Annotated in this window: 6 protein-coding genes; 5 read left to right on the top strand and 1 reads right to left on the bottom strand. The window is 70.7% G+C overall.

Annotated elements, in window-relative coordinates; genetic code table 11:
• Nucleotides 1-221 precede the first annotated feature (221 nt).
• From V7067_RS14655 to dprA, 4 genes are all read left to right on the top strand, one after another.
• Nucleotides 222-1,175 (top strand): aspartate carbamoyltransferase catalytic subunit, encoded by a 954-nt coding sequence (locus V7067_RS14655; RefSeq protein ID WP_334176646.1) that lies wholly within the window; start codon nucleotides 222-224, stop codon nucleotides 1,173-1,175.
• A 213-nt stretch (nucleotides 1,176-1,388) separates the two neighbouring features.
• On the top strand, nucleotides 1,389-2,717 hold the full coding sequence (locus tag V7067_RS14650; protein ID WP_334176645.1) for a dihydroorotase: 1,329 nt from the start codon (nucleotides 1,389-1,391) through the stop codon (nucleotides 2,715-2,717).
• A gap of 133 nt (nucleotides 2,718-2,850) precedes the next feature.
• Entirely contained in the window at nucleotides 2,851-3,504 is a 654-nt protein-coding gene (plsY, locus tag V7067_RS14645) for a glycerol-3-phosphate 1-O-acyltransferase PlsY (protein ID WP_334176644.1), read from the top strand.
• A gap of 29 nt (nucleotides 3,505-3,533) precedes the next feature.
• Nucleotides 3,534-4,667, top strand: coding sequence for a DNA-processing protein DprA (gene dprA, locus V7067_RS14640; protein ID WP_334176643.1), 1,134 nt, complete (start codon nucleotides 3,534-3,536; stop codon nucleotides 4,665-4,667).
• A gap of 183 nt (nucleotides 4,668-4,850) precedes the next feature.
• Here the strand turns inward: dprA and V7067_RS14635 are convergent, their stop codons facing one another.
• A complete protein-coding gene (locus V7067_RS14635) occupies nucleotides 4,851-5,099 on the bottom strand; it encodes a hypothetical protein (protein WP_334176642.1) in 249 nt (82 codons plus the stop codon).
• A 301-nt stretch (nucleotides 5,100-5,400) separates the two neighbouring features.
• Between V7067_RS14635 and V7067_RS14630 the strand changes: the two genes are divergently transcribed.
• Nucleotides 5,401-5,891, top strand: a 491-nt coding sequence (locus V7067_RS14630) for a toprim domain-containing protein (protein ID WP_334176641.1), incomplete at its 3' end; no start/stop codon positions are given.

Raw genomic sequence — 5,891 nt, 5'->3', positions numbered from 1 at the left:
CGGAATCGGGCAGGGCGGGATCGAGTTCAAAAGGGCCGGCCGACATCGACGAATCACGTCCTGAGGTTCAAAAGCGCCGCGGGTTGAGGCAAACCATGCGCGCACGGGGCCGGTCAGCCCCGGCGCGAATCGCCGGCGACGTTAACACGGATGCCCTGCGGGCGGGCCCTCCCGCCCTGCACAGCCCCTCCGCCGCCCAAGGAGAGAGGACTCCACCGCCCATGACCGTCCCGTCCGACCGCTCCCCGCCCCTGTTTTCACACCGCCACCTGCTGGGCATCGAAGGGCTGGAGGCCCACGAGATCGAAACCCTGCTCGACATGGCCGAGCAGGCCGTGGCCCTGAGCCGGCAGGTGGAAAAGAAGCGCAGCGTGCTGCGCGGCCGCACCCAGATCAACCTGTTCTTCGAGGCCTCGACGCGCACGCAGTCCTCGTTCGAACTGGCCGGCAAGCGGCTGGGGGCAGACGTGATGAACATGTCGGTCGCCTCCTCGTCGGTGAAAAAGGGCGAAACGCTGATCGACACCGCCCAGACGCTGAACGCGATGCGGCCGGACATTCTCGTCGTGCGCCACCATGCCGCCGGCGCCGTGGCGCTGCTGGCGCAGAAGGTCGGCTGCTCGGTGGTGAACGCCGGCGACGGCGCCCATGAGCACCCGACACAGGCCCTGCTCGATGCCCTCACCATCCGCCGCAACAAGGGGCGCATCGCCGGACTGACGGTGGCGATCTGCGGCGACATTCTGCATTCGCGCGTGGCACGCTCCAACATCCACCTGCTCACCTGCCTTGGCGCGCGGGTGCGGGTGGTCGGCCCCTCCACGCTGCTGCCCGCCGGCATCGGGCGCATGGGCGTGGAGGTGCACACGAAAATGCGCGACGGTATCCGCGATGCCGATATCGTCATGATGCTGCGCCTGCAGCGCGAGCGGATGGACGGCTCGTTCGTGCCATCGGTGCGGGAATATTTCCATTACTGGGGTCTCGACGAGGAGAAGCTCTCGTTCGCCGCCCCCGATGCGCTGGTGATGCACCCCGGCCCGATGAACCGCGGCGTGGAAATCGCCCCCTCGGTTGCCGACGGGCCGCGCAGCCTCATCGGCGAGCAGGTGGAAATGGGCGTGGCCGTGCGCATGGCCGTGCTCGAAGCCCTTGCCGCCCACCTGCCGCACTGATCAAAGCCACCCGCCCCTGCCCGGCCGCAGGGGCCGCACCGGACCCGACCCCGTTCGCCCGATCCTATCCGCCTGATCCTGATCCTATCCGCCTGATCCTACTTCCGCGCGCAAAGCCCGTCGCCGCGCCGCAAGCCCGCCTCCGCCCGGCCGCAAAGCCTGCGGCGATGCACGGGCCCGCAGGACGCACGACACCATGAGGAGCGCCCGCCCATGTCCCAGCGCTGGCAGACCAGCCCCGCCGTTCCCCCCGCGCCCTACACCGTCATCGCCGGTGTCCGCGTTGTCGACCCCTCGCGCGGGCTCGATGCCACCGGCGCCGTTCATCTCGCCGACGGTCTGGTTCTGGCCGCCGGACCGGAAGCCGCCGGCCTCGCCGTTCCCGACGGGGCGGAGGTGATCGACGGCCGCGGGCTCGTCGCCGCGCCCGGTCTCGTCGACATGCAGGTGCATGTGGGCGAACCCGGCCACGACCACCGCGAGACGCTGGCCACCGCCAGCGCGGCGGCGGCAGCCGGCGGCATCACCACCATCATCACCATGCCGGATGCCGATCCGGTGATCGACGACCCGGCTCTGGTCGACTTCATGCTGCGCCGTGCACGCGACACCGCCATCGTGCGCGTGCACCCGATGGCGGCGGCCACGAAAGGCCTGAAAGGGCAGGAGACGGCCGAAATCGGCCTGCTCGGCGAGGCCGGCGCCGTGGCCTTCACCAGCGGGCGCCACGCCATCGCCAATTCGCGCGTGCTGCGCCGCGCGCTGACCTACGGCCGCGATTTCGGCGCCCTCATCGTCAACATGCCGGAGGATCCCGACCTCGTCGGCTCCGGCGTGATGAACGAGGGCGAAACCGCGACCCGGCTCGGGCTGTCCGGCATTCCGCGCGAGGCGGAGGTGATCGCGCTGGAGCGCGACCTGCGCCTTGCCGCCCTCACCGGCGGGCGCTACCACGCCGCGCTCGTCAGCTGCGCGGCCTCGGTGGAGGTGCTGCGCGCCGCCAAGCGCGCCGGGGTGGATGTGACGGCGGGCATCTCGCTGGCCCACCTTGCGCTCAACGAAAACGACATCGGCGCCTACCGCACCTTCTTCCGCCTCTCCCCGCCGCTGCGCGGCGAGGATGACCGCCGCGCGGTGGTGGCGGCCGTTGCCGATGGCACCATCGATGTCATCGTTTCCAACCACGATCCGCAGGACGTGGAGACCAAGCGCCACCCCTTTGCCGAGGCGGCCGACGGCGCCATCGGGCTTGAAACGCTGCTGGCCGGCGGCCTGCGGCTGGTGCATGACGGCTCGCTGACGCTGCTGCGGCTGATCGAGGCGCTTTCCACCGCCCCGGCCCGCCGCCTCGGCCTCGGTGCCGGCACTCTGGCGCCGGGAGCAGAGGCCGATGTGGTGCTGTTCGATCCCGCGCGGCCGTGGGTTTTCAGCGAGGGCCTCGTCCGCTCGCGTTCCAAGAACACGCCGTTCGAGGGCGCGCGCTTTCAGGGGCGGGTGCTGCGCACCTTCGTCGCCGGCCGCACGGTGTTTGCGCTCGGCTGAACCGCCCTGTCCCCCTCGCCGGGGCCGCGCAGTTGCGGCCCCGGTGCCCTTGTGCCACCGTGCGCGCCGATCCGGGCCCGCCGATCCGGGTCCCCTGCCGACCCGGCCGACTCTCTGAGGACGATTTTCGCCGATGCCTGACGCTGTCGCGGTTTCCTGGTCCGACCTCCTTGCCGGGGCGGCTTCGTGGTCGTCCCTCGTGGCGGTGGTGTTCGGCTACCTCGCCGGTTCCATTCCGTTCGGCGTCATCCTCACCCGGCTCGGCGGCGCCGGCGATGTGCGCCAGATCGGTTCCGGCAATATCGGCGCCACCAACGTGCTGCGCACCGGCCGCAAGTCTCTGGCGGTCGGCACCCTGCTCGGCGACATGTTCAAGGGCACGGTCGCGGTGCTGATTGCGGCCGCTTACGGCGGTCCGGTGGCCGCCATTCTGGCCGGCGGCGCGGCGTTCCTCGGTCATCTCTTTCCGGTGTGGCTGGGCTTTCGCGGCGGCAAGGGCGTGGCCACCTATCTGGGCCTGCTCATCGGCCTTGCGTGGCCGCTGGCCATCGTGTTCGCCGGCATGTGGCTGCTGGTGGCGCTGCTGACGCGCTATTCCTCGCTGTCGGCGCTCATCGCCACGGCTGCCACACCCGTCATCTTCCTGTTCGTCGGCGAACAGGCGCTGGCCGCCGTGTTCGCCATGATGACCGTCGTGCTGTGGATCCGCCATGCGGAGAACATCCGCCGCCTGCTGGCCGGCACGGAAGGCCGCATCGGCGACCGGAAGAAGAAGGCCGCGTCCTGAAACGGACCCGGAACGGAGAAGGCGCCGCGATGACCGAAGATGACCGACCGTCTCGCCGCCCGCGCCTCAGCGATGCCCAGCGCCTGTCGTGGCTGCGCCTCATCCGCTCCGAAAATGTCGGCCCGGCGACGTTCCGTTCTCTGGTCAACCATTTCGGCTCCGCACAGGCCGCGCTCGATGCCCTGCCGGACCTTGCCCGCCGCGGCGGCGCCCGGCGCATCCGCATCGCCAGCGCGGCCGATGCCGAGGCCGAAGTGGCGGCCGCGGCGCGGGCCGGCGTGGCCTTCATCGCGCTGGGAGAGCCCGATTATCCCGGCGCGCTGCGCACCATCGATGCCCCCCCGCCGTTGCTGGCCGTGCGCGGCGATCCGGCCGTGCTCGCCCGCCCGGCGGTTGCCATCGTCGGCGCCCGCAACGCCTCCACCGCCGGCCGCATGATGGCCGAGCGCATCGCCCGCGGCTGCGGCGAGGCCGGCGTCGTCATCGTTTCCGGCCTTGCCCGCGGCATCGATGCCGCAGCCCATGCGGCGGCCACCGGCACCGGCACGGTGGCGGTGCTGGCCGGCGGGCTCGACCGCATCTATCCGCCCGAGCACGAGGGCCTGCTGGCCGAGATCGTGGCCCGCGGCGGCGCCGCCATCAGCGAGATGCCGATGGGCTGGACCGCCCGCGCCCATGACTTTCCCCGCCGCAACCGGCTCATCTCCGGCTGCAGCCTTGCTGTGGTGGTGGTGGAGGCGGCGCGGCGCTCCGGCTCGCTGCACACGGCGCGGTTTGCTGCCGAGCAGGGCCGCGTCGTGCTGGCGGTGCCGGGCTCGCCGCTCGATCCGCGGGCGGAAGGCTGCAACGATCTCATCCGCGAAGGCGCCCTGCTGGCCCGCCATGCCGGCGATGTGCTGGAGGCCGCCAGCCCGATGGCCGGCGGCAGCGGTCCGGCCGAGCCGATGGAGGAGGCTGCCCCGGTGCCGATGCCCCCGATTGCCGACGACAGCCGCGCCATCGTGACCGAAGCCCTCGGGCCGACGCCGATTGCCGTGGATGCGCTGGTGCGCCACACCGGCCTTCCGCAGGCCGTCGTTCTGGTTGTGCTGCTTGAGCTTGAGGTTGCGGGCCGGCTGGAGCGCCACGCCGGGAACCGTGTTTCGCTCATTCCTCTGGCCTGAGGCACCCGCCGCGCTGCCGCCCCGGTGCCCGGCCGCTGCCGGTATCGCGCCGCAGCCGGTGCCCGGCGGCGGGGCAGCCTGCAGCTCACAACCGCGGCGCCACTTCCGCGACGTTGCGCCGCAAGCCGGACTGCGGCACCCTGCTTATGCGTACCGCCCCGTCCGGGCGATGCGGCGGTCTCCTCAGCGCGGCGCGAGCGCGGCGCGGCGCGAGGCGGCCTCTTCCTGCGCAACGGCGATCAGATAGCCCAGCATCCGTTCGTCGGCGGCATTGGCCAGTGCGGCGAGTTCGCCCAGCATCTGGTCGAGATAGGTCAGGGTTTCGGCCGCATTATAGCGGCCGGCGGCCATCCGCGCCGGGGCTTTGCCGGCCGGACCCGCCGTGACGGGGCCCGGATTGCTGCCGCTGGAAAAAGCCCGTTCCGCGCTCATGGCTGCGCAATCCTGTCGGTTGATGATGGTGACCCCGGCCGCATCCTCCGCCCCTGTCAGCCGGCTCAGCCGGCGCGGTCCCGATGCGACAGCCAATATCTACCAAAGGTCGCTGTCTCTAAAAAATAAATCACAGGTTGTATTTTTTGGGCATCTGACGGGTTTGCGCAGCGGCATTGCGCAGGCATGATTTGACAGCGCCGCCGCTTTTTCCCATGGTCCGGCGCTGCCCCGCGGACCGGCCGGCGGGTGGCAGGGGCTGTTTCCGGCCCGGTCGCCGTGATTAAAGCGCAAGGTTACGATGCACGTCGTCATCGTGGAATCGCCCGCCAAGGCGAAGACGATCAACAAATATCTGGGTCCGGGCTATCAGGTTCTGGCCTCCTATGGCCATGTCCGCGACCTGCCCGCCAAGGACGGATCGGTTCAGCCCGACCAAGACTTCGCCATGACGTGGGAAGTGGACGCCAAGGCGCAGAAGCGACTCGGCGATATCGCCCGCGCCGTGAAGGACGCCGACCGCCTGATCCTGGCCACTGACCCGGATCGCGAAGGCGAGGCCATTTCCTGGCATGTGCTGCAGGTGCTGCGCGACAAGAAGGCGCTGAAGAGCCAGCCCGTGGAACGGGTGGTGTTCAACGCCATCACCAAGTCGTCGGTGCTGGATGCCATGGCCCATCCGCGCCAGATCGACGTGCCGCTGGTGGATGCCTATCTGGCCCGCCGCGCGCTCGATTATCTGGTGGGCTTCACGCTGTCGCCGGTGCTGTGGCGCAAGCTGCCGGGCGCGCG

Origin of the sequence: Pseudoxanthobacter sp. (assembly GCF_036822375.1) — a bacterium.
Lineage (GTDB): Bacteria > Pseudomonadota > Alphaproteobacteria > Rhizobiales > Segnochrobactraceae > Pseudoxanthobacter.
The sequence above is the reverse complement of the archived record's forward strand: the minus strand, read 5'-3'. Positions and strand labels throughout refer to the sequence as shown.

Coding starts and splice junctions, on each gene's coding strand:
- V7067_RS14655 (WP_334176646.1), top strand. CDS start 222: ATGACCGTCCCGTCCGACCGCTCCCCGCCCCTGTTTTCACACCGCCAC.
- plsY (WP_334176644.1), top strand. CDS start 2,851: ATGCCTGACGCTGTCGCGGTTTCCTGGTCCGACCTCCTTGCCGGGGCG.
- dprA (WP_334176643.1), top strand. CDS start 3,534: ATGACCGAAGATGACCGACCGTCTCGCCGCCCGCGCCTCAGCGATGCC.
- V7067_RS14650 (WP_334176645.1), top strand. CDS start 1,389: ATGTCCCAGCGCTGGCAGACCAGCCCCGCCGTTCCCCCCGCGCCCTAC.
- V7067_RS14635 (WP_334176642.1), bottom strand. CDS start 5,099: ATGAGCGCGGAACGGGCTTTTTCCAGCGGCAGCAATCCGGGCCCCGTC.